The following is a 25,285-nucleotide window of genomic DNA, read 5'->3' as shown; positions in this document are numbered from 1 at the left end:
TATGAAGATTTCTGGATTTATAGTTTTATTTTCTGTGGTGGTAGTTTGTTCCTGCAATCGCACCGATTCTATAGAAAGTTCTCAACATTGGTTGGAGCTTGAAGCAATGGCTTCGCTTATGGACTATGACCTTAAAGAACTTGAAGATGAAATCATCAATTTGGGAAAGTTTACAGAGGAGTTATTTGAACATAAGGAGGAATGGATATCAAAAGCAGATAAATCAAAATACCTGATTAAAGGTGTCGCAGCAAATGCAGGTTCAGGTGCTGACTCATCTTTAAGTACCCTATACATACCGGAATTGGAACAGGACCTTGATATGGTGATGGAAATGATATATGTTACCAATCCACTTGATAGTATATTCAAAGATATTGTGCGGAAAAGGAGTGTGGTCTCACAAGTGTATTTTAATTCCTCTGCACAATTAAACAGACTTTATCCTCCTTATGATGTGTACAACATGCTGGAGCCGGATCTTGACCTTACTTCTTTCAATTTTTATTATGAAGCAGATGAAGCGCACAATCCCTCCAAAAGCACAGTATGGGTAAAAGATATCTATGTTGATCCAGTAGGTAGAGGATGGATGATTTCCCTTTTACAACCTGTTTACCATGAAAACAAATTGATGATGGTTATGGCATTTGATATAACTATCAATAACATAGTTGAATCATATATCAATAAATCAAATAAAATTTTGTTGATAGTGGATGCAACAGGAACTGTGGTTGCAGGAAAAAATAAAGCCATCGAGGCCCTTTCTCTACCTCCTTTAAAAAATCACACCTATACACAGACAATCACTTCTGATAGTTATAGGGTCGAAGATTTTAATTTGTTCAAAAGTAAAAGTAGAGAAGTTAGAAAAATGGCCTCAGACATTATATTGGCAGGAGAAAAGAAATATACGCTAGGTGATGACGTGGAAAAAATGATCATCAGGGCAAAAAGGATTGAACGCCTTAATTGGTTTATGCTTGATTTGGAACTACAATGAAATCAAATCTTTATTCTTCTTTTTCTTTAAGTAAAGCGTATTACAGGTGGTTTGTAGCCATTGGAATTGCTGTGATCTTTTTAGTGCTTTTTTTATCATATAGTTTTTTTAATGTTTTAAAAGAAAACCAAATCAACTCTAGAAAACAAACTTTTTCCAAGCAAGTGGAACTCGCCGCTAAGGATATCCAAAATGATTTCACTTTTATGTATGAGGACATGCTATTTTTAGTAAACAACCTTGAACCCTGGACTTACGAACGAACTTCAAATGAAGAGCTTGCTTTTGAAAAAAGAGCAAGAAGGATTTTCAATAACCATAGAGATGTATTGGATACGATTGTGGTTACATTCCCAAATAAGACAGTTTCTTTTCACTTTGACGATCAAAATAATTTTTTGAGAACTACGTTTGAAAATTATTCACAAGTTCCTCAAAACAAAAATGAACTGGTATTGTCAAATCCAAACAAAGGTGTTGGAATAACCGTCAAAACTAATTTAGATAGGTTTTTTGTATACAAATTAGCGAATTATTATTTGGGCAAGTCTGGGGATAAATTCATTTACAATGATGGGGAGTTTCTTACTCTAGGTTTAGAACAACAATTTGGGAACTACATTTTTGAAGGTGGGATACTATCAGATATTTCACGAAATGTTGATGAAGGTTTAAAAGGAGATTACATTGGTTTTATAAGTTCTATTGATTCACCTGAGAAATTAAAAGTACTTGTCCACCAATATCCTTTCAATCTTCCTACCAATGATAAAAAGTTCGCTGTTGTTTTTATCCAAGACATTACTTTTTTGGGATTTGTGGTTTATAGTGCTTATTTCTACCTACTCTTAGGGCTTCTGGTTTTATTGGCATTAGTGATTTTGATCCTGTTTAAGTTTATAAAAAATACCCAATATGCCAATGATTTACTATCTAAAAGCTCTGAGGAAATCGAGGAGCTTTTTAGAAGACAAACACTTTTATTGCAGGAATCCAAAGGATTTATCTATTTCCAGGATGCTAAGGGGGTGATGACCAAAGTGAGTGAGGAGGTTTTTAATGTTTTAGGCTATACAAAAAAAGATTTTGTAAGAAATTTTAAAGATTATATCCATAGTGATGATAAACTGATACTAAATAAAATCATCAAGGATTCAATTAGTGAAAAGAAAGAAGTAATTACAACAGAGATCAAATTCATAAAAAGCAATGGAGAGATAATTGTTGTCCGAGTATTTGAAAAGCTACTTTACAATGAAGGGGGTGAGTATTTGGGTAATGTAGGGATTTGTACAGATATCAATGAGAAATTCGAGTCTGAACAAAAATTGATAAAAAGCGAAAACCGACTTAGGGCAGTATTAAACAGTCTTCCAGACTTGATTTTTATTTATAATAATGAAGGTGTTTTTTTAGATTATTATGTTCAGGACGAAAGTTTGTTGCTTTATCCTGCTTCGGATTCCATGGGAAAAACCTTACTCAATGTGCTGCCTGATCCATTGAACAGAGAAATGATGGCGTTATTTACCAAAGTGGTTCAAACAGCAAAGTTGCAGACTATGGAGTTTGAGTTGATGCTAACCATTGGGAAAAGGATATTTGAAGTTAGAATATTCAAGCTTGACGAAGGCAGAATCATTTCGATGGCAAGAGATATCACTGCACAGAAATTGTGGGAAAAGGGCCTCCAAGAAGCAATGTTGTCCGCAGAGCAATCCAATAAAGCAAAATCAGAGTTTTTGGCAAACATGAGTCATGAAATCAGGACTCCCATGAATGGCCTTCTGGGAATTATTAATCTTTTGGAAGAAACAATACTCGATAAGATTCAAAAAGAATATGTGGAAATCATCAAGGATTCGGGAGAATCATTACTCAATATCATTAAAGATATTCTTGATTATTCCAAAATTGAAGCTGGAGAGATGTCCCTCAATACAAAAGTTTTCAATTTCAAAAATGAAATTGAAAAATCATTAAGGATATTTTCAGGATTGGTCAGTGAGAAAAATATCAGTTTCAGCTATCAATTTGAATCAATAATGCCTGAATATGTGGAATTGGATAAGGAAAAACTGATTCAGATTCTCATAAATATCTTAGGTAATGCCATAAAATTCACACCGGAAGGTGGTAAAGTCAACCTTAAAATATCAGGTGAAGAAATTTTAGAGAAAAGCATAATCCTTCATTTTGAAATAACTGATACGGGAATAGGCATTCCAAAAGATCAAATAAGTGATCTGACAAAGCCATTTGTTCAAGTCGATAGCAGTAATACCCGACAGCATCAAGGAACAGGTTTAGGTCTTGCGATTTCGAATAAGTTTATAGAATTGATGGGGGGGCAATTGAGTATAAAGAGTATTCTTGGTAGTGGATCAACATTTACATTTTCAGTCTTTGGAAAAATTTCGAATGACCAGAAAAGTATTTACAGTAAGGAAAGCTTTGAAGAGGATAGTTCCTTATTGGATTGGAAAAATATGGCGGAGAAATACCCGCTGAAAGTAATGATTGCTGAGGATAACAGGACTAACCTCAGGTTTATGGATATGCTGATGTCACAATTGGGATATACCTATCAAGTAGCTTCCAATGGTGAAGAAGCTGTAAATTTGGCTAATATCAATGATTTTGACCTGATTTTGATGGATATTCAAATGCCCGTCATGAATGGTCTTGATGCATGTAGGCATATAAAAAAAATGAGATCTACCTCAGTGGAAATTATAGGGCTTTCCGCAAACGCTTTTCAAGAAGATGTTGACAGAGCCATGGAAGCTGGAATGAATGATTACCTCACAAAGCCTGTGAAATTTAAAGAGTTAGCGGAAATTTTCAAGAGGTGTGCAGAAAAGAAGCTCAATAAAAAAGAGGCCGGTTGACCTCTTTTTTTATATCTCTGTATTCAAATCAAAAGCTTCAAGATAGTCAGCAACTCTTCTGACAAACATCCCTCCCAAAGACCCATCTACGACCCTGTGATCGTATGAATGCGAAAGAAACATCTTATGCCTTATTGCGATCATATCACCGGTTGGTGTTTCTACTACCGCAGGTTTCTTTTGAATGGCGCCAACTGCCAAGATTGCTACCTGTGGCTGCATGATAATGGGAGTACCCATGACATTACCAAATGATCCTACGTTGGAAACAGTGTAAGTTCCTCCAACAAGTTCGTCGGGTGAAAGTTTATTGACTCTTGCCCTGTTCGCCAAGTCATTTATTTTCTTGGATAAACCCGTTAGATTCAATTGGTCTGCATTTTTGATTACAGGCACTATTAAATTTCCGCTTGGCAAGGCTACTGCTACCCCAACATTGATGTTTTTTCTTTTGATGATTTTATCGCCATCCACAGAAATATTGATCATAGGAAAATCCCTGATGGCTCTTGCAACTGCCTGTATGAAAAATGGTGTAAATGTAATTGGTTCACCTTCCTTCTTTTTATAGCTGTCTTTAACTTTGTTTCTCCACAAAACAATATTTGTAACATCAGCTTCTACAAATGAAGTCACATGGGGCGAAATTCTTTTAGAATCCACCATTCTTTGTGCTATCATCTTGCGCATCCGATCCATTTCCAAGATTTCATCATGTGCAGAAATACTCATTTCGACTTTTTGAGGAATATATACTGCTTGAGATGTGGAAACTCCAACTGACTTTGGTTTTTCTCTTTCTTTAAGAAAAGTCAGCATGTCCTGTTTTGTGACCCGACCGTCTTTACCAGTTCCCGGTATAGAAACCAACTCCTCTTTGCTTATCTTTTCCTCTTTTGCGATACTTAAGACCAATGGGGAATAGAATCTATCATCAGCAATGTTTGAACTGCTGAAAATTTCAGTTGGGGAGATCAATGTTGCAGTTTTAGACGGCGCAGCTTCCATCAATTCTTCTTTAGAAGATACAGTAGTCAATTTGATTTGCTCAATTTGCCCGTTTTCTTGTCCTTCCGTTTCGATAAGGGCAATGGCTGAACCTACTGCTACTACCTCACCTTCCTGCGCAAGTATTTTTGTAAGAATTCCTCCATGAATAGCAGGGACTTCAGTGTCCACCTTATCAGTGGCTACCTCAAGAACAGATTCATCCTGTTCAATCTTATCACCTTCTTTTTTGAGCCAAGTGAGTATGGTGCCTTCTATGATACTCTCACCCATCTTGGGCATCAGCATTTCTACAGTAGCCATGTTACTTTTATTTAATTGGGTTTATTTCCAAGTTTTAAAATTAAATTTTATTTTTTCGAATACAAAACTCCCATTGAAAATTTTTATTCTGTTTTATTCAATAAACATAGTCTGAGTAAATTCAAAACTGCTACCCCTGTCAATTGAATATTTAGCATTCTGTCCTGGGTAAGTTGTAATTTTTTTGTGACAGTTTTCTCCTTCATGGCGCAAGCTATCCAAACAGTTCCTACGGGTTTTTCAACCCAACCTCCGCCAGGTCCTGCAATACCGCTACTTGCAAGTCCAACATCAGCCTCAAACATTTTTTGGATGTTTTGGGACATTTGAATTACTGTTTCTTCACTTACAGCACCAAACTCTTTCAAGGTTTCAGAATCCACATCAAGCAGTCTGTTTTTAAAATGATTGTGATAGGGGATTAGGCTGCCCTGAAAATAATCGCTGCTTCCGGCAATACTTGTCAACAAATGGGAAATATATCCACCTGAGCAGCTTTCGGCAATAGCGACTTTTTTATTTTGTTGTTTTAAGAGCCTCCCAACAGATTCTTCAAGGGTCTCTTTGTTATACCCGTAAATATACTTTTCAATGATTGGTTTGACCTTTTCAATTTCTTTTTCAACGTCATCGTGAAGTTTTGCATTGTCTTCCCCAAAAGCAGTCAAGCGAAGTTTTACCTGACCAAGAGATGGTAAATATGCCAGTTTGATGTGTATAGGAAGGTTTTTTTCCCAATCTTTGATCAAATCAGCCAACCAACTTTCCCCTATGCCAACAGTCTTGATTACTTTATGATAGATATTGGGGAGGGGAAAGATCTCTTTGATTTTCGGAATCACATGGTCAGTCATGAGTTTTTTCATTTCATGAGGGACACCGGGCATGGACATCCAGACTTTGCCGTTTTCATTGAACCACATGCCCGGGGCCGTTCCCAGCTCATTGGGTACATAGGTGCATTTAGTTGGTAAATATGCCTGAAGTTCATTGATCGGTGTAAGTTCCCTTCCTCTTTTTTCAAAAAATGTCCGGACTGCTTCTAAAGCTTCAGGTACCAATTCAACGCTGCAATTAAAGTATTCAGCCAATAAAGGTTTGGTCAAGTCGTCATTTGTGGGGCCTAATCCTCCTGTCATTAGAATGATATCAGCCCGTTTTTCTGCTTCTCCAAATGCAGTCAAAATTGAATCTCTAGAATCACCTACAGTACTTCTCCTAACTACCCGAACACCGATTTTGTCAAGTTCCTGACTTATCCAATGGCTGTTAGTATCTATGATTTGACCATAGAGTAATTCATCTCCAATCGCCAAAATCTCAGCTTTTATTTCTTTATAATTGATCATTTCGTTTGTAGATGACAAAGTCAAAATCATATTCGTTTTTTTCATCTCTTTGGAAACGTTCCCTGGAGATTTCTTGCCATTTATTTGGGTCAATTTCAGGGAAAAATACATCTCCTTGGGGATATGCATCTACTTCAGTCACAATGAGTTCATCACATAATGGTAAGGCTTGCCGGTAAATTTCTGCGCCACCTATAATATATAGCTGTTCTATTTTTTTGCTGATACATAGCTGAATTGCATCTTCGAAAGAATGAAAGACAAAATGACCTTCAGGTAGTTTCAAATCTCTGTTTCTGGTGATGACAATTGAAGTTCTATTGGGAAGGGGTTTGCCAACTGAATCATAAGTTTTTCGACCCATAATGATGTGGTGGCCGGTGGTCAGTTTTTTAAATAATCTAAGATCGGAACTGAGTTTCCAAATCAATTGGTTGTCCTTACCGATTACGTTATTCTTTGCTTTGGCTACGATGATTGAAATTTTCAAAATAATGGATTGTTTATCTGCGAAGTTATTAAGCTTTATCAAATCAAAAAATCTAATCTTTCTAAATAAACATCCCATTGTTCCAAACATCCAAAATGCTTTGGAAAATCTGTATCAATGGGATAGTATTTCAAACTATGGATCCGGGTGAGTAATATGATTCTTTGAAATTTATATTTATATTCAAACGGCTCGCTTTAAAACTCAATTCAAATCTTTATTTGTAAAATCACTTTGTGAAATTCACCATGCCTGGATATTCTTCCATTTGAAAACTTTTTGGTTGATCTTCCTTAAGGTCAGTCACTTTCATCTCCATAATGCTTTTGTCTTTTTTACTTTTCATGTAAGCTTCCATCATATTGCCTACAGGAAGATTATCAAATAGTCCAGGATTTACATCCTTCATTCTTGCGGTGAGAAATGGATTGTTTTGCCCCCAAAAGGAAGCCTGACCTGTGATAGGAGTTTTTGTCACCCAATAATTCGTGATGTTTTCATCTGTCTCAATCAGGTATTCTTCACAATCATAGCCCATAATATTTTTTGAATTTCCGGTTTTTTGGAAAGAAACATTTTGATCATCTTCTACCTCTTCTAAGTCTATTGACTTACTCATGGCAGCATAATCATATCCATAAGCCATCCTCATTTTTTGACCGTCATTTTCAAACAGAGTAATAGAAATACTCCTGTTAAAATCAAAAATCATGACATATGTATCATTGGTTTTCTTATTTTGTTCAGAAAATTCCATCCCTGTGATATTTGAATCTTCTGATAAATATGCCTTTAAAATTACAGGTTCGATAGGTTTACCCTTTTCATCTAACCCTGTCATTTCAAGTATAGAATAACCGGTAAAATTATAAGATTCGTCAACTTCAACATCATTCTCGATGGATTCCAGTATTTTTTTTATATCCATGCCTGGAATTTTTCCTGTATCCTCCGTGCCATAAACGTCCTTAAACACCTTATTAAGTTGTCTCATGGCAAGTTTTTCTATTTCAATTTCTACTTTTCTTTCGACAGCCCTGGCGACTCCTCTTTCTGCCGCTTTCTGAAGTTGTTTTGCAAACTGTGCGTGGGAATCAACGGAAGTGATTAGGAAAATGACCAATAATAAAAGTTTGATGGTGGTTTTCATGTTGTTATGGGTTTGTTTAAAGTTACAATTTAAAAAAAATATTGATGAACTTCCTGTTGTAAAGAAGATAGATTCATCCTTGTTTTAAAAAAATTCTGGAATCAAATCTGAAAGGTGAAAAATTGACCACTTTAATTTTTTGTATTTCAACATGTCTTGGATTGATCAAAAAGTTAAAATCCCCATTCACAACAGCAGAGGGCACCTTAAGTCCCAAAAACCTATTTTCTTTGATAAAGTCATCACCAAATTGCTGGGTTTGAATGGAGTAGGGAAACATTTCCCAATTATTTTTCAATTCTTGAAAAGGTAAGGAAGTAATTGAATCCGCTGGAAGGTATAACTCTACCATCATCATATCCTTAGGGATTTTTTGTATATGCAGGTGTACAGCTACTTCAGCCATGGCCAAGGCCCTTGAAGAGGCAGTGTAAATAATAGGAGTCCCTATGCTATTCCATCTCCCCCCATAAAGTTCTGCCCCTTTTCCGCTAAGGTCATTAGCATATCTATTGCTAGACAACCTGAAAACAATCATGCAAAAATGCCATGTTGGATTCTGCCTAATTCTTCTTTAACCAACACAATTCCAAATGAAGTGTCCAATAGTGAAAATGGAGTGGCATTACCTAAAGGGATACTTTGGTCATGAAGCCATGATTTAAAAGTGCTTTTATCACCAAACACATCCTCGCCAAATTTAAAAAGCATAAATAAATCTAAAATTCTTTCTGAATGAATGGATTCGAAGGACTTATTGTCTTTTTTGTATCGTTGAAGCGTCCGGTCTGATAAATGGAGTAAATATGCCCATTCTTCAAGATGAATCGGGCTCCTGTCCAAAAAATACTCAAACTCTCCAAAAGAAATACCATCCCTGCTTTTGATGATCAATTTCTGGGTAAGTCTTGGGGCTGTGGTATTGTAAGGGGATTCAAAATCACTCAATAGATTGTCCATTTTCTCTGATTGATTAGTTGTCAATAAATTTACGACAATTGTCATGATTTTAAAATTCTTTTATGACTTATTTTATATCATAATCATTTTTTTTTTACCTAATCAGCAATTTCCCCTTTGGAAAGTTCAAACTTTATTGCCTCTTAAAAATTCTTCTATCCCCATTCGCTTTTTGCCTTCTAATTGTAATTCAAGGATTTTAAGATTGCCTTTACCTGTTTGAAAAATTAGATTTGTCTTACCATCAGAAAGGAACTCTCCTGACTCTAGGTTTGATTGGTCCTTATTTAAGACTTCTGTTTTATAGATTTTGCAAATTTTTCCCTGAAATATGGTCCAGGCAGTTGGATAAGGGGAAAGCCCTCTGACAAGATTATGTATTTCCTCAGCAGACTTATTCCAGTCGATTTCACAAGTTTCTTTGAAAATTTTAGGGGCATGCCTGAGATTTGGAAATTCTTCTTGTGGTTTTGAAGTGATATTTCCTGAAGCCACAGCTTCAATAGTCTTCAAAACCAATCTTGCACCCTTTTGCATCAACCGTTCATAAAGAGTGCCCACATTGTCCTCAGGATAAATGGGTTCCCTTTCTTGAAAAATAATACTTCCTGTGTCTATTTCGTGCTTGAGAAAAAAGGTAGTAGCTCCAGTTTCGATTTCGCCATTGATTATGGCCCAATTGATAGGTGCTGCACCTCTATAATTGGGTAATAGAGAGGCGTGGAGATTAAAAGTTCCAAGAGGCGGCATATTCCAGACTACTTCGGGCAACATCCTGAAAGCTACTACCACTTGAATATCCGCACTGTATCCTTTGAGTTCTTCCCAAAAGTCTTCCGATTTAAGATTGGTGGGTTGTAGCACCGGAATTTGATACCTGAGAGCTGCTTCCTTGACAGACGAGGGGATAAGTTTTTGTCCTCTTCCTTTGGGTCTGTCAGGTGCAGTAATCACAGCAACCACATTCCAGCCTTCTGTCACCAATACCTCCAAAGAAGGAACTGCAAAATCCGGAGTTCCCATATATACAATTCTTAGGTCTTTATTCATTTGTTAAAATTAGCCTCAGTCTTCTTCTCTTCAAACTCTTTTGATTAAGAACATGGTCAGATCACAAAATAAATCAGTCAATCCTTTGAAAAGAAAAAGGGTAACTTCAATATCATGTTTACTGTACGTTATACCAATTATCTTGAGGTTTTAAATGCTCAAAGTAGGGCTTTATTTGCCAAGATAGAACTATTTGAACTAAAGATTAAAAAATTACAAACCAATTTAAAATTATACCAAGCTTTGGGAGGTGGATGGATTTAATACAATCCTGTTATTTAAAATTTATTAACCGATTGAATCAAAGGGACTTTGAAGTAACAAAATTTGAAAAATAAATATTCAGGAATACCATTTAAAATTAAAAACTGGCATAGATTTTATACATAAGTACCCGTCCGGTGAGGACTTTAAACAATCATCATTTATGAAAAATACCATCCTTGCGATGATGTTTGCTGCTACAGCCCTATTGGCATCTTGCGGCAACAAAACTTCCGAAGAATCTGAAGCGGAATTAATTCCTGTAGAGGAAAGTGCTCCAGAAGTAGAAGAAGTAGAAGTGATTGAAATCGAAGTTGATTCGACTTCAATAGAGGTAGAGGAAACTCCCTCAAATTAAAAAGTAAGAAAAATAAGAGGCCTGCCGAAATGCAGGCCTTTTTTAATAAAAAAAAGTCTCTGCAAGGAGCAGAGACCTTTAATTGTTGGGACTAACCCTTATTTGAACTTAAACACTTATGTAGAGAAACTCTACAAAGTATTCAAATGTACTTAATTAGATTACTTAAAAAAATACCCAATAGAGGGTATTTTTTAATTTTGATTGCTTATTTGTTCAATTTTATACTGATATAATTAAAGAATAGTTGATTTTTTATATCATCATTATTTTAATTTGAATCAAAAACCCTGTTTTCAAGGTGTTCATCAAGTTTTAATTTTTCTACTCCTGACACTATCCAATCAGGAGCATTTTCACCTTTTACTGATGATCAAAAAACTCCATCATCCGGACACTGTAGTCTTTTCTGTTTTCGAGCTTGGAAAGTCCATAGTTTTCTCCTTTATATTGAACCATAATGACAGGTTTTTTCAATCTTCTCAAAGCATTGTAATATTCTATCCCTTAGGTAAAATCTACAGCACCGTCTTTGTTATTGTGGAGCAATAGTAAAGGGGTTTTTACATTTTTGACATGATACACCGGAGAGTTTCTTTGGTATGAATCCCAGTTTTCCCACGGAGCACCACTAAACCTACCTTGGGAGGCTTCAAATATGGACATATTTCCACCACCTGAATTCCAATAAATCAGGTCATACATAGAGATCATATTGGTCAATGGAGCACCTGCGGCCGCGGCTTTGAACATATCTGTTTGGGTAATCAGAAAGGAAGTTTGATAACCTCCCCATGAATGTCCATGGAGCCCCATATTTTTAGGGTCAATTATCCCTGTTTTGATTGCTTCTTTTACAGCAGGAATGACACACCACACCGCGGACATTCCAGGGTCATCCATTTGATACACAATGTCAGGAATCAAAACTGCGTAGCCATTGCTTGTGTAAACATTAGGATTCCATCCTGTACCACTAAATCCGGGATTTGAGTAATTATGCAAAGTTTGGGATAGCTTTTCATAATAATAAATAATGGTAGGATATTCTTTTCCCTCCAAATAATTAGAAGGAAGGAATAATGCTGCCTGTAATGAATCCCCTTTATCTGATATATAATCAACCAATCTGACTCCAGACGACCAAATGTATTTGGAAGCATCAGGTGCATTTTCAGTAATTTTTACTGGATTATTAAGTGCGCCATCGGTGAGGAAAAAATCTGTAGGCTCATTGAATTTCTCTTTGCTGAACAAATATACCTCGGCATTTTTTGCCTTCATAAGTCTATTGATATTGACATCTTCCCAAATTAAAGGTTCCGGTCCTGCAGCTAAACCGGATTTTGCCGGATTAATTTTGACAATCCCACTTTTCTTGGATTTCTCCCCATACTTTCGAATAAAAACAGGTTTGCTTAAGTTAATCCCTTTTGCATCCCCATTAGAACCCTCTTTACCTAAATTAACAGCAAGATGTGTTGAGGTCTTACCATTGAAAGCAAAACTGGATGCATTTTCAATTTCAGTTTTTTTAAAATCATTGTTAAGGTCAAGAAAGATGAGTTTGTCCTTCAAATCTTTACCTCCATTTTTTGAACTTGCTTTTTTTGCAGCATCTTTGGGATATTCTTTGAAGGCAAGCCATCTGCTGTCTTCAGAAAATGAAATGCTTGGGGAAGTAGTTGATCCGATAAAGAATGATTTTTTTTTTATTCTGGTTCTGCCGCTTTTTGGATAAAAATTTCACCATCACCTTCCACAGGTAACATGGCGAATACGAGCCAATTCCCATCTGCTGATAGTTTTGTACTACTTGTATTGATCGATCGCCACTGTGGAATATCCTTCCAAGAAATAGGTTTAATTTTTTCTCCATCAGATTGGCCGATGACTGTGTGGGTGGCCAATAAAAGAAAAACCAGATAAAATTTAAATTTAATCATGTTGATTGATTTTGTTATTAATTTGATTATAATTTGGTTTGATTAATGGTATATTGTCTAAAATTATCGCCCAAGATAGAAGATGCAGGAATAAATTGCATCATAGTTTTTAACTACCGGTTATGAGTAGCGAAGAGAATTTTAATTTGGTTTCTTTTTTTGATCAATTAAAAGACCCTGTTTTGGTTCTTACCAAGGAGGGTATAGACTTTATTAATCAGTACCTCGGGGTCAATTTTATCAAGATACCGACACATTGGAAAGAAGTAATCAGGGAGACACAATCCCATAAATTGTTAGAATCATATTTCAAAAACGGGTCTTTACCCAAATCTGAAATTTTTTCTGAGCTGGAACATGTCAATGGAGGGAAATTAAAATATCAGTGGAACTTTATTGCCTTTCCCAATGAGAAGGAGAAATTAATCTGTATTGGAAAAATCACTAGGTTCGTCCCATTTCTGGAAACGCTTTTCAAAGAGAATATCAGTAGGGACCTGCCTATAAAAAGATTGCGTGATTTACATTTGGTGGACAGCATTCTTCAGCATAGTCATGATATGTTGGCAATTGTTGGGAAAGACGGAGATTTTAAATTTATAAGTTCAGCTATTATCGAAAAGCTAGGGGTCAGACCCAGCGAGGTAATTGGGAAAACCTACCATCATTTCATCAAAAAAGGTATAATTACAATTGAGAATGGAGATCTTGAAAAGGTATTTAAATCAAAAAGAAAAATAAAAATAGGATTTTGGATCAATCTTCCTAATCAAGAAAGAATACTGATTGAAAGTCATTGTAAAAATCTTTTGAACGATCCTTTGGTAGAAGGCATCCTATTCAGTGCCCATGACAATACCGAATATTACCGGGCTAAGAAATCTCTCCAAAAAAGATATGAACTTGAAAACCTGATCAACAGAATTTCCGCAAAATTTGTTAACGCAGATTTTGACGAAATTGATAATATTTTCAGGATATCTCTTAAAATGCTGGGTGAGTTTGAAAAAGCGGATCGAGCATATATTTTTCTTGTGCATCAGGGTCTTCATGAAATTGAGAATGTTTATGAATGGTCCGGAGAGGGTATTGAATCCCAAATATTGCATTTAAAAAACATTCCATTTAAGGAAGATGACCTTACCATCGAGAGTTTGACCAGAGGGGATATATTAGTTGTGCCTGATGTGGACCTTATGCCTGAGAAGTTTGCCAAAGAAAGAGAAGTCTATCAACAACAGGGGATAAAATCTTTTGTGCTGATTCCTATTTTTTCAGAAAACAGATTGATAGGTTTTTTTGGACTGGATGCAGTCAGGGAAAAAAGAGCATGGCATGAAAAAGATGAATATGTTCTTAGGCAACTAGGTGATATTTATGCGGGTAGTTTTATTAATAGGGCAATAAAGAGAAGTTTAGATAGAAATAAGAAGTTACTGGCCTCTACAGAGATTTTAGCCAAATCAGGTTCATGGAGATACAGTAATTCCAAAAAAAGAATCTTTTTTTCCAATGGTTTAAAGCGGATTTTTGAAATACAGGATGAAGTTGAATCTGCTACCTTTACTCAGTTTATCACCAAGATTTCCAAAAAAGATAGGATTGATTTTTTGCAAAACTTTCAAGAGGCCATCGAAGGACTAAGCTCTTCTACAGGTACATTTTCTATCATTGCCAATGAGAATAAAGAAAAGTATATCAACTACAGTATTCAGGTCAGGAAATCTACAGAAAGCGATGAAGTTGAAGTCTTTGGATATTGCACAGATATCACACATAAAAGAGATGCTGAAAACTACCTTAAACTTCAGTCCCAAATTTTGGCACAGGTCAACGACCCGATTTATGTAACAGACGATGCGTTTAACATTATTTATATTAATAAAGCAGGGCTTAAAGAATGTGAAATAAACGAAAATGATAAATTCGAGGGCAAAATCACAGACTTATTTGAATTTCTTATTCCAGGTGGAAATCGAATTGAGGAATCCCTAAAATCACTCGGCCCCGAAGAGAGTTTTAGAGAACAGATGGAACTCAGGTCACGGTCAGGAGAGGTGGAACTTCATGAGGTTTCTGTTCAATATTTCCTCAATGATGATCAGGATAAAATCGGATATTCTTTTGTCATTAGAAATCTTACCCTTCAGGTCAGACAGGAGGCAATGGCCAGAAAGGCCCAAATGATAGTGGAAAATAGTCCGGCTGTTCTTTTTACTGTTGATCCAAATGAAAATTTTAGGATACTTTATATTTCTGATAACATCAGGCAGTTTGGATTTAACGCCACCAAACTGATAGAATCAAAAACGAGTATTCTGGAACTGGTTCATCCAGATGATGTAAAAAGATTATTAAACTTTCATAGCTCCAAAAAGTCAGAAGATGGGATTCCGGCGTTTTCCGGGGAATACCGAATTCAAAAATTAGATGGGTCAGTTAGATGGGTGGAAGATAGAACCAGAGAGGTATATGATTCAGAAGGTAAAATATTGACACATGAAGGGATAATCCAGGATATTACTGAAAGGAAAAAGGATAGGGAAGAGATACTTAAAAGTCAAGAAAGATATAGGGTCTTGGCATCAAATATTCCTGGAACAAGTATTTTTTTAATTGATAGGGATCTAAGATACATCGTTGCACAGGGGACAAACTTTGCAGATTGGGGAATGACATCTGAGGATTTTGAAGGAAAAACGCTTACGGAAGTTCATACCAAAAATTTGAATGAAATTCAGCCGATTGTCACTAGGGCCTTACTGAAAAATGAGATTGTTCAAAAACACATCGTTTTCAGGAAGCGGGTATATGAAATTACCGTCAGACCAATTATTTACGGAGGTGAAGTAGAATATGCGCTTGGGATATTGAGAGATATCAATGATGAACATCAGGCCAAGGAAGACTTGAAAAAGAACGAGGAGAAATACAGGAGATTGGTCGAAGAATCCACTGAAATCATCTTTTCTTTAGCTCCAGACATGGCTATGACTTATATATCTCCCAATGTAAAACAGTTTTTGGGGTACCCCTCGGATAAGGTAATAGGTAAGAAGCTGACTGAATTTCTCCATGAGGATGATTTGGCCGCTTTCGCTGAAAAGAGTCTTAGTGAACCCGATTTCTTCCAAAAAACACAATACCATGAATTCAAACTCAGAAGCCTTGATGGATCCTACAAGATATTTAGTTCCAACGGCAAACTAGTATCTGACGAAGAAGGGAATCTCATCTACTATACGGGTATTGCAAGGGATATCACGAAATTGAAGGAGGCGCAAAAAGAGCTTTTTCTGGCAAAAGAAAAAGCCGAGCAAGCTTCTAATATCAAATCCCAGTTTTTATCCATCATGAGTCATGAGATCAGGACTCCAATGAATGCAGTGATTGGAATGGCCCATCTCCTGATAGAAGATAATCCTAGACATGATCAATTGGAAAATTTAAGGACGCTTCAATTTTCAGCTGAAAATCTTCTGGGATTGATCAATGATATTCTTGATTATAGTAAGATTGATTCTGGAAAGGTTGAATTGGAAAAGGTGAGTTTTGAGTTGAATAATGTGTTCAACAGAATCCTGCATTCCTATTCTTATCAGGCAAGAGAAAAATCATTGGAAATTTTATTTGAGTCCGATCCGAGTTTGCCAAAAAACCTGATCGGAGATCCTGTAAGATTGGGTCAGATTGTCAATAACCTTGTTTCCAATGCGGTCAAATTTACAGAACAGGGAAGTGTTAAAATCAGATTGACCAATGAAAATGAAGATGACGATTATATATCCATCAGATTTGATTTTGAAGATACAGGCATAGGGATTCCTCAGGAAAAACTCAATCTGGTTTTTGAGGCTTTCACTCAAGCAAGTGCCGCTACTACAAGAAAATATGGAGGTACAGGACTTGGATTGGCTATAGTCAAAAGACTAGTCGAGCTTTTTGGTTCAAAAATCCAAGCATACAACAGGCCTGAAGGTGGAACAAGGTTTACTTTCACCATCAATTTTGAAAAACCAAAGTCCAGTGATATCTTATCGCCAAAGAGCCATGCAGATGGATATAAAACCCTTCAGAATACCAGTATTTTGGTTGCGGAAGATAATCTGGTCAATCAGATCATGATCAAAAAATTCCTCAATAAATGGGGAGTAGGAAAAGTAGTGATTGCTAATGATGGAAATGAAGCCATCAGTGCTTTTGAAAAACAGGATTTTAATCTGATTTTACTTGATTTGCAAATGCCGGATAAGGATGGTTTTCAGGTAGCTGAATTTGTAAGGTCTTTTCCTGATCCAAAAAAGAAAAAAATTCCCATCATCGCCCTTACGGCATCATCATTGATTGAAGTCAAAGAACAACTGGAAAAAGTAGGAATGGATGATTATATACCCAAGCCATTCAATCCCGATAATCTTTATGCCAAAATTCTGAAAATTCTGGAGCCATAATTTTTAATGAAACTTAGATTCAATCTCGCTTTTAATAATAAATTTGGGGGAAAACTAAATTTCATGAGGGCCTATCTTCTAATTCTATTTTCCTTATCCTGTATTATTCCATTGCATGGTCAGTCTGAGAAGACTAACAGAACTACCATGTACATGACTTTTGGTAAAACAGGTGCAAATTTGAGGGAATTCAATCAAATGCTTGAGGATAAAGGTCTTACCTCAATGAGAAACAGCTATTCTAATTTGAGTTTTGGATATTTGACCCGCTTCAATGATTTTGTTTTAGGGGTTGAATTATTTCATAATAATGGACTTAAATCAGAATTCAACGATTATGTTATAGATTATCAGACAACAAGATTTTATGTAAATGTTGGTTTTGCATTTACAGAAGAAGGTAATTTTCAGTTAATCCATTACATGTCATTTGGATCAGGTTTTGTGAATTTTCAGATGTTAAGAGAGAATGAGGTCAATTCCCTGAACGGATTTTTGCAGAATCCCGAGCAAGGTTTTATTCTCAGAGAAGGCAATCTGCACAAAGGCACACTGAATATGTCAGGATTTCTAACGGAAATTGGTTTTCAGATGAGCTACGATCTTCCGATTCCCGGAAGAGAGGAGGCGTTTGAGCTTTTGGCACGATTTGGATATTCTTTCAGCCCTTTCGAAAATTCCTGGAAAATGAAAGATATCAGCTTCAGTAATATTCAGAGCGGTGCCTTTATGAGACTTGGTCTCGGGATTTCCCTTCCTGATCATAATTATTTTTACAAAGATGCTTCCCTTGGTGCACACTTTTTTTATGGTATGCATTTTACCAGACCAGATGCCTTCAATAGGAAATTGGAAGAAAATGGACTTCAGCCATTTAGTGGCAGACCTAATAATTGGGGGCTGAAAATATTAGGGGAATCTAAAGGATATTTGTACGGATTTGATTTTTATAACCTGGGATTATCTGGACAGGCCAATGAATCAAAAAGCCATACTTTAAATAGTTTAAGGCTTTATGGGAATTTGGGAAGGAAATTTTTTGAAAGGAGAAACCTTGAATTCGGAGGCTTAGGTGGTTTAGGATTTGCAAATATTAGATACAGTCTATTGTCAAATGGAAAGCCCGATTTTCCCAGGTTATTTGAGGAACCTCTTCATGATGGTTTTCTGAGAAATGCCGGACTAATGGCAAAGCCTGAAATCTATCTTTCTTATGGAATACCTATTTCCTCTACAAGCTCTTCCAAGATTATTTTGGGTGTGCATGGAGGTTATGAACTTCCGCTTTCAAATTATAGGCTGGAAGATTTTTCCATGTCTCAATATATGGCTAATCCCTATCTTCAGTTCAGTGTAGGAATCAGACCTTAATCTGCAATCTCGACGATCAGTTCAATCTCAACTGCTATATTGGAAGGTAAGGCGTTCATTCCGACAGCTGAACGGGCGTGTTTTCCTTTTTCTCCAAAAACCTCTACCATAAGATCAGAAAAACCATTGATGACTTGCGGCTGCTCCGTGAATTCCGGTCCACAATTGACCATACCCAAAACTTTCACCACCCTTTTGACCTTATTGAGGTCTCCCAGTTCTGCTTTTAAAACAGCCAATTGACTAATAGCAACCAATCTTGCTGCAGCCCTTCCTTCTTCAATCGTAAGATCTTGACCAACTTTTCCGGTAACATAACCACCTTCTGGAAGATTTGGGCCTTTCCCTGACAAAAACAGCAAATTTCCGGTCCTAACTGCATTTACATAATTGGCCACAGGAGAACTTGCTGTGGGTAGTTCTATTCCAAGTTCGACAAGTCTTTTTTCAGCATCCCAGGAATCTGTTATAGGACTTTCATTGTCGGAATTGTTTGAGGGCTGTGAACAGGATATCAAAAACAGCAAGAACGAAAGTGAAATGAGATGTTTCATAAAGGTTGAAATTTTCAGTTTTTTTTAAAGAATTGATAAATTAAGCGTACAATTTGGTAAATCAAATAGATGTTGATGTGATTTGTTGAAATGACAATCAAAAATGGGGTTCAATTGAAATTTAATAGGTTTATTGAAGAAAAATAGAAAAAGTTGACAAAATTGAAGAATTGGGTTTACCTTTGAAATTGCTTATCGAGAAAGACTGAGGGAAGGGCCCTATGACGTCTTAGCAACCTGAAAACGCAAGGTGCTAATTCCCATTCCGCAAATGGCGGAAGAAGATGAGCGGACGTAAAATATTCTTTTCCATCCGGTTCTTGCTCGCATAAGCTTTTATTATTCAAACATCAATATGAATAGAAGCGAGCTATTGATTTTCCTATCTAAGAAAAAAATTCTTATCCTTGACGGTGCCATGGGAACCATGATTCAGCGTTATAAATTGTCTGAGGAGGATTTTAGAACTCCTGAGTTGACTCAGCACCCCAAGCCCTTAAAAGGCAACAATGATTTACTTTCCCTTTCTAGGCCGGACATCATCAAAGCCATACATGCGGCTTATTTGGAAGTTGGTGCTGATATTATTGAGACAAATACTTTTAGCGGTACGGCTATTGCCCAGGAAGATTATGGGCTTTCATACCTTGCCTATGAGATCAATTACCAGTCCGCCAAAATTGCCAGGGAAGTGGCAGATCAATTTACAGCCAAAGATCCTGAACAGCCAAGATTTGTAGCGGGGGCCCTTGGACCTACCAATAGAACAGCCTCAATTTCTCCAGATGTCAATGATCCCGGATACAGAGCAATCACTTTTGATCAACTTGCGGAAGCTTATAAGGAACAAGTTAAGGGTTTATTAGATGGCGGATCTGATATATTATTGGTGGAGACAATTTTTGACACCCTCAATGCAAAGGCAGCTTTATTTGCCATACAGGAGGTATATGAAGAAAGAAATATTCCTTTGAATCCAGCGGAAGGTGGAATTCCCATTATGATATCAGGAACCATAACCGACGCTTCAGGAAGAACATTGTCAGGGCAGACTACGGAAGCCTTTTTAATTTCTGTATCGCATTTGCCTTTATTCAGTGTAGGATTAAACTGTGCTTTGGGCGCAAAAGAATTAAGACCATATTTAAAAGTATTGGCAGATAATGCTCCTTTTCTAGTCAGTGCCTATCCCAATGCGGGACTTCCAAATGAATTTGGACAATATGATCAAAACGCGTCTGAAATGGCAGCCCAATTGGAAGAATTTCTTAAAGATGGTTTGATCAATATTTTGGGCGGATGTTGTGGCACTACGCCGGAACATATTGAAGCAATTGCTCAAACAGCTCAAAACTATACTCCAAGAAAACTTGAATTTGTATCAACAATAGATGAGTAAAATCCAAAAACATAACGTAATGAAACTTTCAGGTTTGGAACCATTGGTTTTCACTCCTGAAATCAACTTTGTCAATATAGGTGAAAGGACCAATGTCACCGGCTCCAAGAAATTTGCACGTTTGATTCTGAACGGACTTTATGATGAGGCCTTGGAAGTGGCATTGGATCAGGTGAGGGGAGGAGCTCAGATTTTGGATGTGTGTATGGATGAAGGCATGCTTGATGGTGTCGCCGCTATGAAAAAATTCCTGAACCTAATAGCCTCTGAACCGGAAATCAGCCGAATTCCCATCATGATAGATAGCTCAAGGTGGGAGATAATTCTGGAAGGTTTGAAATGTGTTCAGGGTAAGGGAATAGTCAATTCCATCAGCTTGAAAAATGGAGAAAAGGAATTTATCCATCAGGCAAAGACCATCAAGAAATTTGGCGCAGCTGTGGTGGTAATGGCTTTTGATGAAGCCGGTCAGGCAGATACCTATCAGCGGAGAATTAACATTTGTAAAAGGAGCTATGACATCCTTGTCAATGAAGTAAGGTTCAATCCTTATGATATAATATTCGATCCTAATATTTTCCCCGTTGCTACAGGCATGGATGAGCACCGGAAAAATGCCTTGGACTTTTTTCATGCCACCCAATGGATCAAGCAGAACCTTCCCGGTGCCAAAGTGAGTGGGGGAGTAAGCAATGTAAGCTTTTCCTTTAGGGGCAATGACCCTGTGAGAGAGGCCATGCACGCTGCATTTCTTTACCACGCCATCCGTCATGGTATGGATATGGGGATTGTCAATCCTTCGATGTTGGAGGTATATGATGATATTCCAAAAGACTTATTGCAAAGAGTCGAAGATGTCCTTTTTGACAGAAATGAAGATGCTACTGAGGCATTGTTGACATTTGCCGAAACGGTAAAAGCTTCCGGCAAGAAGGAAATTGTAAGTGAAGAATGGAGGAATGGTCCTATCGAGAAAAGGATTGAACATGCTTTGGTCAAAGGTATCATTGACTATGTGATTGAAGATACAGAAGAAGCAAGAATTGCTTATAAAAGTCCCCTAAAAGTAATTGAAGGACCACTGATGGATGGGATGAATGTGGTCGGTGATTTGTTCGGTGAAGGTAAAATGTTCCTTCCCCAAGTGGTAAAGTCTGCCCGGGTAATGAAAAAAGCAGTAGCTTATTTGGAGCCTTTTATGCCTAAAGTGGGAGACCTAGATTACAATTCGGAACAGAGCAGCATCAAAAAAATCCTTTTGGCCACTGTCAAAGGTGATGTTCATGATATCGGTAAAAATATTGTAGGTGTTGTCTTGGCTTGTAACAGTTACCAAATCATCGATTTGGGTGTTATGGTGGATGCCCAAAAGATTATAGAAGAGGCTATCAAAAATCGAGTGGACATCATTGGTTTAAGCGGTTTGATTACTCCTTCTTTGGATGAAATGGTTTACGTGGCTTCAGAAATGGAAAGACAAGGATTGGATATTCCCTTGATGATCGGAGGAGCGACTACCTCTAGAATCCATACAGCGGTAAAAGTTGACCCGGTTTATAGTGGAATCGTGGTGCATGTTACTGATGCTTCCAAGTCAGTGCCGATTGCAGGAGAAGCGATCAGTGAAGAGACAAAGTCTGATTACAAAATCAAAATTAAAGAGACCTATAGACAGCTTAGAATAGAACATGAGGCAAAACAAATGGTCAAACAAATGGCCACCTTGGAAGAAGCCAAAGCTAATCCTGTTTACATTGATTGGGAGCATTATATACCATTGGTGCCCAGAAAACTTGGTGAAAAAATTTGGGAAGAGTTGGATTTGTCCATTCTCAGGAATTACATTGATTGGACACCATTTTTTAGCACATGGATGCTTTCCGGAAAGTATCCCAAGATCTTGGAGGACCCTGTAGTAGGCAAAGAAGCCAAAAAGCTCCTTGATGATGCAAATAGTATGTTGGATGAGATGATTGCAGAAAAATGGATCTCTGCAAGGGCTGTTGTCAGCTTATTCCCTGTGAATCGAGTTGAGGATGATGTCACAGTCCTGGATGGTGGAAAGGAAACATCCTTTAAATTCCATTTTCTACGTCAACAGGGCAAAAAGGGTAAAGGAGTGCCAAACCGGTCGCTTGCAGACTATATTCATCCTGATAAGATTGATTATATGGGTGGATTTGCAGTCACGGCAGGATGGGGGATTGAAGCCAAGTTAGCCCAATTTCAAGAAACCCATGATGATTACAATGATATCATGCTGAAAGCATTGGCAGATAGATTGGCGGAGGCAGGCGCTGAGTACCTGCATGAGGTTGTAAGAAAAGATCTTTGGGGTTATTCCAAAAACGAAAGCCTTAACAATGATTCTTTGATCAGGGAAGAGTATTTGGGAATTCGTCCTGCGCCCGGATATCCGGCATGTCCGGAACATTCCGAAAAGAGGACACTTTTTGACCTGCTTCAGGTGGAAAAGAAAACAGGAATTACTTTAACAGATAGCTATGCTATGTATCCCACATCTTCGGTGAGCGGATTTTATTTTGGACATCCTGAAAGCAAATATTTTGGATTGGGAAAAATAGGGGAGGATCAGGTAGAAGATTACGCCAAAAGAAAAGGAGTGAGCAAAGCGCAGGCAGAAAGATGGTTGTCACCAAATTTAGGGTACTCCCCTTCATTACAGATACAGGAAAAATAAAATATGAAAATAACAGAATATATCGATCAAGCTGAAAAAACACTTTTTTCATTTGAAATTTTACCTCCTTTAAAAGGTCAGAGCCTCAAGGAGTTATTGTTAGGTATTGAGCCTTTGATAGAATTTAAGCCTCCTTTTGTAGATGTAACTTACCATAGAGAAGAATTTATCTATAAAAAGCATCCAAATGGGCTTCTCGAAAAAGTCAGTACAAAAAAAAGACCCGGAACTGTTGGTATTTGTGCGGCCATCATGAACAGGTTTCATGTGGAGGCTGTTCCTCACATGCTTTGCGGGGGATTTACCAAAGAGGAAACTGAAAATGCGCTGATTGACCTCAATTTTATAGGTGTTCAAAATGTACTTGCGCTCAGGGGAGATGCACCAAAGAATGAGGGGAAATTTGTAGCCGAGCCGAATGGACATGAATACACAAAAGATCTTGTTACCCAAATCTATGGAATGAACCATGGGAGATATCTCCATGAAGAAACTGAAACAGGGTTTCATACTGACTTTTGCGTCGGAGTAGGAGGGTATCCTGAGAAGCATTTCGAAGCACCGAGTTTGAAGTTTGACTTAAAACATCTTAAAGAAAAAATAGAAGCTGGTGCAGAGTATATCGTGACACAGATGTTTTTTGACAATCAAAAATTCTTTGATTTTGAGAAAAAAGTCAGGGACTTGGGAATTACTGTGCCGATTATTCCTGGACTAAAACCTATCACGACATTGGGACAAATTTCCATGCTTCCAAGAACATTCTTTTTAGATCTTCCAGACCCATTAATGGACGAACTTGAAAAATGCAAGACCAATGCAGATGTCAAACAGGTTGGAATAGATTGGGCTATTCAACAAAGTAAAGAGTTGATTGCCAATGGTACCAAGGTTTTACACTATTATACTATGAGCAAGGCGGATGCAACTTATAGGATTGCTAAGGAGGTGTTTTAGGTCGGGGGCTGACATTACATGTTCATTATTCATCATTCGGTGTTCAGAATTCGATATTTAAAGATTGCAAGATTGCAAGATTTGAAAATTGGTGGACAGTCCTCTATGAATCCTTTTGATTCCAGACTTTTCCTTTCTATTTGTTCCTTCTCATACATATCCCTAATTTCAGCCCATGATTAAACTGATCGAATGCCCTAGGGATGCCATGCAAGGGAGGGGTGAATTTATAGATACGGCAATCAAAGCTGCTTACATCAACCAACTTTTGCAGGTTGGGTTTGATACCATCGACTTTGGTTCTTTTGTAAGCCCAAAGGCAATCCCTCAAATGCGCGATACGGAAGAGGTATTGTCACTGCTTGATTTGTTTGATGCCAAATCCAAACTTCTGGCCATTGTCGCAAATAGGAGAGGTGCGGAGGATGCCTTGCATTTTGAGGAGATTGATTATTTGGGTTTTCCGCTTTCTATATCTGAGACTTTTCAACAAAGAAATACCAATAAATCCATCAGTGAAGCTTTGGACACAGTAGAAGAAATCCAAAATCTATGTGAAATCAAGGGTAAAGTCTTGGTTACCTACCTGAGTATGGGTTTTGGCAATCCTTTTGGAGATCCTTTTTCGGCTGAGTTGGTTGCCATGTTTGTCAAACATTTAGATGAAATGGGTATTAAAATCATTTCATTTGCTGATACCATCGGATCTGCCACACCTGATTTGATATCCGAATTATTCACTTTCAATGCCAAGCAATACCCTAAAATTGAATTTGGCCTGCACTTACATACACTTCCCCAATTATTGGAACCAAAGATTGCCGCAGCAGTACAAGTGGGTTGTAAAAGATTTGATGGAGCCATCAAGGGTTACGGTGGATGTCCATTTGCAGAGGATAAATTGGTCGGAAATGTAGCAACCGAATCTCTGATTTCGATTTTGGAAGACCATGGATTTGACATTAACCTGAATAAAATTGAATTTGCAGAGTCCATGAAACTTGCCAATGTGGTTTTTAACTGATTAACCCATGATTATCACCACTGATAGTTTTGTTTTTTTTTACACTTCCAATT

The 25,285-nt window shown here is 37.2% G+C and carries 19 protein-coding genes and 1 riboswitch; of the genes, 9 read left to right on the top strand and 10 right to left on the bottom strand.

Annotated features, from left to right (window positions below):
* Position 1 precedes the first annotated feature (1 nt).
* Both ACEW8O_RS19550 and ACEW8O_RS19545 read left to right on the top strand, forming a co-directional pair.
* A complete protein-coding gene (locus ACEW8O_RS19550; protein ID WP_373496311.1) occupies positions 2-1,006 on the top strand; it encodes a Cache sensor protein in 1,005 nt (334 codons plus the stop codon).
* The gene (locus ACEW8O_RS19545; RefSeq protein ID WP_373496310.1) at positions 1,003-3,897 is read left to right on the top strand and encodes a response regulator; all 2,895 of its coding nucleotides are present in this window, start codon (positions 1,003-1,005) and stop codon (positions 3,895-3,897) included. Before ACEW8O_RS19550 ends, ACEW8O_RS19545 begins: the two co-directional genes overlap by 4 nt.
* 9 nt (positions 3,898-3,906) lie before the next feature.
* Here ACEW8O_RS19545 and ACEW8O_RS19540 read toward each other — a convergent pair whose 3' ends face one another.
* The 7 genes from ACEW8O_RS19540 to fmt all read right to left on the bottom strand — a co-directional run bounded on the left by ACEW8O_RS19540 (position 3,907) and on the right by fmt (position 10,207).
* Positions 3,907-5,208, bottom strand: coding sequence for a dihydrolipoamide acetyltransferase family protein (locus tag ACEW8O_RS19540; RefSeq protein WP_373496309.1), 1,302 nt, complete (start codon positions 5,206-5,208; stop codon positions 3,907-3,909).
* A gap of 83 nt (positions 5,209-5,291) precedes the next feature.
* Positions 5,292-6,557, bottom strand: a complete 1,266-nt coding sequence (locus ACEW8O_RS19535; RefSeq protein WP_373496346.1) for a competence/damage-inducible protein A — start codon at positions 6,555-6,557, stop codon at positions 5,292-5,294.
* Complete coding sequence (locus ACEW8O_RS19530; protein WP_373496308.1) at positions 6,544-7,047, bottom strand: dihydrofolate reductase; 504 nt, start codon at positions 7,045-7,047, stop codon at positions 6,544-6,546. Before ACEW8O_RS19530 ends, ACEW8O_RS19535 begins: the two co-directional genes overlap by 14 nt.
* Positions 7,048-7,276: 229 nt before the next feature.
* On the bottom strand, positions 7,277-8,197 hold the full coding sequence (locus tag ACEW8O_RS19525) for a DUF4412 domain-containing protein (protein WP_373496307.1): 921 nt from the start codon (positions 8,195-8,197) through the stop codon (positions 7,277-7,279).
* 73 nt (positions 8,198-8,270) lie between these two features.
* Complete coding sequence (locus ACEW8O_RS19520) at positions 8,271-8,735, bottom strand: RES family NAD+ phosphorylase (protein WP_373496306.1); 465 nt, start codon at positions 8,733-8,735, stop codon at positions 8,271-8,273.
* Positions 8,732-9,157 carry an antitoxin Xre/MbcA/ParS toxin-binding domain-containing protein gene (locus ACEW8O_RS19515; RefSeq protein WP_373496305.1) on the bottom strand — a complete coding sequence of 142 codons (426 nt, stop codon included), beginning with the start codon at positions 9,155-9,157 and terminating at the stop codon, positions 8,732-8,734. Before ACEW8O_RS19515 ends, ACEW8O_RS19520 begins: the two co-directional genes overlap by 4 nt.
* A 126-nt stretch (positions 9,158-9,283) precedes the next feature.
* Positions 9,284-10,207, bottom strand: a complete 924-nt coding sequence (gene fmt / locus ACEW8O_RS19510) for a methionyl-tRNA formyltransferase (RefSeq protein ID WP_373496304.1) — start codon at positions 10,205-10,207, stop codon at positions 9,284-9,286.
* A 427-nt stretch (positions 10,208-10,634) separates the two neighbouring features.
* Here fmt and ACEW8O_RS19505 point away from each other — a divergent pair, with 427 nt between their 5' ends.
* The gene (locus ACEW8O_RS19505) at positions 10,635-10,829 is read left to right on the top strand and encodes a hypothetical protein (protein WP_373496303.1); all 195 of its coding nucleotides are present in this window, start codon (positions 10,635-10,637) and stop codon (positions 10,827-10,829) included.
* Positions 10,830-11,336: 507 nt separating this feature from the next.
* On the opposite strand, the gene ACEW8O_RS19500 is transcribed toward ACEW8O_RS19505, so the two are convergent.
* Together ACEW8O_RS19500 and ACEW8O_RS19495 are read right to left on the bottom strand one after the other, a co-directional pair.
* Positions 11,337-12,407, bottom strand: a complete 1,071-nt coding sequence (locus ACEW8O_RS19500; protein WP_373496302.1) for an alpha/beta hydrolase family protein — start codon at positions 12,405-12,407, stop codon at positions 11,337-11,339.
* Positions 12,408-12,541: 134 nt separating this feature from the next.
* On the bottom strand, positions 12,542-12,775 hold the full coding sequence (locus ACEW8O_RS19495; RefSeq protein ID WP_373496301.1) for a hypothetical protein: 234 nt from the start codon (positions 12,773-12,775) through the stop codon (positions 12,542-12,544).
* Positions 12,776-12,897: 122 nt separating this feature from the next.
* On the opposite strand from ACEW8O_RS19495, the gene ACEW8O_RS19490 reads away from it, so the two are divergent.
* Both ACEW8O_RS19490 and ACEW8O_RS19485 read left to right on the top strand, forming a co-directional pair.
* Complete coding sequence (locus ACEW8O_RS19490; protein ID WP_373496300.1) at positions 12,898-17,226, top strand: PAS domain S-box protein; 4,329 nt, start codon at positions 12,898-12,900, stop codon at positions 17,224-17,226.
* A 63-nt stretch (positions 17,227-17,289) separates the two neighbouring features.
* Entirely contained in the window at positions 17,290-18,597 is a 1,308-nt protein-coding gene (locus ACEW8O_RS19485; RefSeq protein ID WP_373496299.1) for a hypothetical protein, read from the top strand.
* On the opposite strand, the gene ACEW8O_RS19480 is transcribed toward ACEW8O_RS19485, so the two are convergent.
* Complete coding sequence (locus tag ACEW8O_RS19480) at positions 18,594-19,151, bottom strand: RidA family protein (protein WP_373496298.1); 558 nt, start codon at positions 19,149-19,151, stop codon at positions 18,594-18,596. The genes ACEW8O_RS19485 and ACEW8O_RS19480 overlap by 4 nt on opposite strands.
* A 189-nt stretch (positions 19,152-19,340) precedes the next feature.
* Positions 19,341-19,442, top strand: a riboswitch (SAM riboswitch).
* Positions 19,443-19,506: 64 nt separating this feature from the next.
* On the opposite strand from ACEW8O_RS19480, the gene ACEW8O_RS19475 reads away from it, so the two are divergent.
* The 4 genes from ACEW8O_RS19475 to ACEW8O_RS19460 all read left to right on the top strand — a co-directional run bounded on the left by ACEW8O_RS19475 (position 19,507) and on the right by ACEW8O_RS19460 (position 25,232).
* Positions 19,507-20,550 carry a homocysteine S-methyltransferase family protein gene (locus ACEW8O_RS19475; protein ID WP_373496297.1) on the top strand — a complete coding sequence of 348 codons (1,044 nt, stop codon included), beginning with the start codon at positions 19,507-19,509 and terminating at the stop codon, positions 20,548-20,550.
* On the top strand, positions 20,543-23,251 hold the full coding sequence (gene metH, locus ACEW8O_RS19470; RefSeq protein WP_373496296.1) for a methionine synthase: 2,709 nt from the start codon (positions 20,543-20,545) through the stop codon (positions 23,249-23,251). Before ACEW8O_RS19475 ends, metH begins: the two co-directional genes overlap by 8 nt.
* 3 nt (positions 23,252-23,254) lie before the next feature.
* Positions 23,255-24,208: a methylenetetrahydrofolate reductase gene (locus ACEW8O_RS19465; protein ID WP_373496295.1), complete on the top strand. Its 954-nt coding sequence runs from the start codon at positions 23,255-23,257 to the stop codon at positions 24,206-24,208.
* Positions 24,209-24,383: 175 nt separating this feature from the next.
* Positions 24,384-25,232: a hydroxymethylglutaryl-CoA lyase gene (locus ACEW8O_RS19460; RefSeq protein WP_373496294.1), complete on the top strand. Its 849-nt coding sequence runs from the start codon at positions 24,384-24,386 to the stop codon at positions 25,230-25,232.
* The last annotated feature ends 53 nt before the right edge of the window (positions 25,233-25,285 follow it).

It is taken from the genome of Aquiflexum sp., from assembly GCF_041749095.1.
Classification (GTDB): domain Bacteria; phylum Bacteroidota; class Bacteroidia; order Cytophagales; family Cyclobacteriaceae; genus Aquiflexum.
The sequence above is the reverse complement of the archived record's forward strand: the minus strand, read 5'-3'. Positions and strand labels throughout refer to the sequence as shown.

Coding starts and splice junctions, on each gene's coding strand:
- ACEW8O_RS19550 (WP_373496311.1), top strand. CDS start 2: ATGAAGATTTCTGGATTTATAGTTTTATTTTCTGTGGTGGTAGTTTGT.
- ACEW8O_RS19545 (WP_373496310.1), top strand. CDS start 1,003: ATGAAATCAAATCTTTATTCTTCTTTTTCTTTAAGTAAAGCGTATTAC.
- ACEW8O_RS19540 (WP_373496309.1), bottom strand. CDS start 5,208: ATGGCTACTGTAGAAATGCTGATGCCCAAGATGGGTGAGAGTATCATA.
- ACEW8O_RS19535 (WP_373496346.1), bottom strand. CDS start 6,557: ATGATCAATTATAAAGAAATAAAAGCTGAGATTTTGGCGATTGGAGAT.
- ACEW8O_RS19525 (WP_373496307.1), bottom strand. CDS start 8,197: ATGAAAACCACCATCAAACTTTTATTATTGGTCATTTTCCTAATCACT.
- ACEW8O_RS19520 (WP_373496306.1), bottom strand. CDS start 8,735: ATGATTGTTTTCAGGTTGTCTAGCAATAGATATGCTAATGACCTTAGC.
- ACEW8O_RS19515 (WP_373496305.1), bottom strand. CDS start 9,157: ATGGACAATCTATTGAGTGATTTTGAATCCCCTTACAATACCACAGCC.
- fmt (WP_373496304.1), bottom strand. CDS start 10,207: ATGAATAAAGACCTAAGAATTGTATATATGGGAACTCCGGATTTTGCA.
- ACEW8O_RS19505 (WP_373496303.1), top strand. CDS start 10,635: ATGAAAAATACCATCCTTGCGATGATGTTTGCTGCTACAGCCCTATTG.
- ACEW8O_RS19495 (WP_373496301.1), bottom strand. CDS start 12,775: ATGATTAAATTTAAATTTTATCTGGTTTTTCTTTTATTGGCCACCCAC.
- ACEW8O_RS19490 (WP_373496300.1), top strand. CDS start 12,898: ATGAGTAGCGAAGAGAATTTTAATTTGGTTTCTTTTTTTGATCAATTA.
- ACEW8O_RS19485 (WP_373496299.1), top strand. CDS start 17,290: ATGAGGGCCTATCTTCTAATTCTATTTTCCTTATCCTGTATTATTCCA.
- ACEW8O_RS19480 (WP_373496298.1), bottom strand. CDS start 19,151: ATGAAACATCTCATTTCACTTTCGTTCTTGCTGTTTTTGATATCCTGT.
- ACEW8O_RS19475 (WP_373496297.1), top strand. CDS start 19,507: ATGAATAGAAGCGAGCTATTGATTTTCCTATCTAAGAAAAAAATTCTT.
- metH (WP_373496296.1), top strand. CDS start 20,543: ATGAGTAAAATCCAAAAACATAACGTAATGAAACTTTCAGGTTTGGAA.
- ACEW8O_RS19465 (WP_373496295.1), top strand. CDS start 23,255: ATGAAAATAACAGAATATATCGATCAAGCTGAAAAAACACTTTTTTCA.
- ACEW8O_RS19460 (WP_373496294.1), top strand. CDS start 24,384: ATGATTAAACTGATCGAATGCCCTAGGGATGCCATGCAAGGGAGGGGT.